The organism is Prevotella sp. AM23-5, from assembly GCF_003473645.1.
Taxonomy (GTDB): Bacteria; Bacteroidota; Bacteroidia; order Bacteroidales; family Bacteroidaceae; genus Prevotella; species Prevotella copri_A.
On record NZ_QUCG01000154.1, the window covers coordinates 1 to 2243 of the forward strand.

Sequence of the window (2243 nt, forward strand, 5' to 3'; positions counted from 1 at the left end):
TTTCCTAACCCTTAGCAGAATATTTTTTATAACTACAAGTCGTCGTTTCATCGTCTATAGACGATAAAATGTAATACAGGAATTACTTGAATGCGCCGGCATCTGAATCATAGTTGTTGATGTTCTTCCGGATGTTCTTCTTCTTTCCGGAGAAGAAGTTGTAGCTGACACCCAGCATCAGCATGCGGCGATTATCCTTGATGATGTGCTGTTCCGTCTGGTTCATAATCGGATTGTCGAACGTCTGGCTCTCGTACTTGGCTGGTGCAAACATCCACAAGCCATAGAACGAGAAACGCCAGGCTCCCTTCTGGTAAAAAGCAGAGAATTCACTCTTGGACTCATCTGCCTTGCGATAGTTCAGGACTGCCATCTTCGAAGGAATATTTCCCTGGTAAGATGCTCCCCAGTTTCCCTTCCGGAAGTTGATGCCATATTTGAAAGGACTCCACCAGTAGCAATGGCGACCATAGGAATTGCTGATTACCTCCCGTTCAAAACCTCCACCCACCATCAGTTTCAAAACCTCGTTCTTGAACGGCTTGAACTGAAGATAATAGCCTGTGCCATAACGCCAATAGAAACTGCCGTTTTCATAGGTAGAAACTATGCTGCGCTTGTCGTTCACCGTGGTCCAATAATAATAAGGTGTAATTACCTTGTCATTATAGATTCCATAAAGTGCTACTTGCAGGTAGAGCATCGAATCATTATAGGTGTATCTGAATATCGGTCCCCATTCCATCGTAGCCTTTACATTCGGGTTGCCCTGCTTCATCAGTCCGGGGATGACAATCGTCATGTTCTCGCTCAATGTTGAGATGGCGGGGTAATTGGTGCCGCTGGATGATAGCAGCTGCAACGAACCGTTCTTCAGTTTATAAGATAAATACAGCAACGGATGAATATAGTTATTGTTATAGGTGAGATCCTGATAGCTCTGGGTTCTCCACGTGCTCTTAACGCCTATGCGATAGGTAAACTTGCCGATATGGTTCTGGTATTGTGCATAAACCGTATTGATCTTGATGCATGAAGAATACTTGGATGGCTCATAGCCGGAAAGGATATTGCGCACATTATAGTCGCTCCACTTATTCCAGGTATAAACTCCTGCCGACAGCTCTCCCTGCTCCCATTCTTTGGTATAATCTGCTTCTCCTATCAGGGAATAGATGTGGCTCCTGGAGTGCATGTCGTCATCGGTCAAGATGCTATCCTTGTCGGAAGTCCATTGCCGGTTGAGCATTTGCTGCCTGGTGTTGAAGTAAGAGCCGAGCACGTCCACATCGAGTGTCTGCTTATGGGCAAACTGCTTGCTGAGATAGAGATCTACTGCTGGTTTCACGTAATCTACAATATCCTTCGTGTTTCCGAAACCATCCTTCCAAGCCTCGTTTCCTTGCGTTGCAACCTCGTTATTTCCCCGGTTGAACTTATGTGACAATTCTGGCGAAAAGGTGACCTGGAAGGTTACGTTGTCTGGCTTGCTGTAAGCATACTTCAGGTTGAACTTGTTGTCGGTATAGCCAAAACGTTTGTGGAGATGGTAATCATAGACAGCCTGTTGGTCGTCAAGCGTAAAGGAATACTGGTTGTCTTCTATCCAGTCACGATAGTTTCTCACGTTGATGCTGTAATCGAAGGAAAACTGATGATTGCCCTTGTTGTACTTGAAATACACATTATCATTGCTAAACCCTGTGGTCAAGGCACTAGACACGTCAAAACCGGTAGTATAACCCGTATCAAGCGGCTTGGTAATGATGTTCATCAAGATGCCCACATTGCCGTATCTGATAGGAGGATCTTCGTAGTATTCCACCTTCTTTATTTTGTTGGCGGCAATAGCCTTCAAGTCGTTCTCGCTCGTCATCGGCACGTTGTTGATGAGAATCTTGATGGATTTGCCGGTCATACTGGATGTCTTGCCGGTCATCGGATCGGTATAGATTCCCGGGAGTGTTCCCAGGAGATCCTGTGAATGGCGTGAGTTCCTGATCTGTTCGTCAGAGAATGTATAAGAGGCATGGTCTCCGTGGTCGATACGCAGCTTGCCCTTTACTTCCACCTTGCCCAGTTGATAGGCATTCGCCTGCATCCTCACATTTCCGATGCGGGCAATAGGTACCAGCTTGCAAATCGTCTTATAGCCTACGAACGAAACCTTCATAAGGACCTGTTTCTGCTGGCAGGGGATGACGAAATCGCCATTAGCGTTGCTCACGCCTCCACAGAGAAAG

General features: G+C 46.1%; 1 protein-coding gene. It reads right to left on the reverse strand.

Annotation, left to right across the window (positions count from 1 at the left end; translation table 11 throughout):
• Positions 1-82: 82 nt before the first annotated feature.
• Positions 83-2243, reverse strand: a 2161-nt coding sequence (locus DW657_RS18055) for a hypothetical protein (RefSeq protein ID WP_158577424.1), incomplete at its 5' end; no start/stop codon positions are given.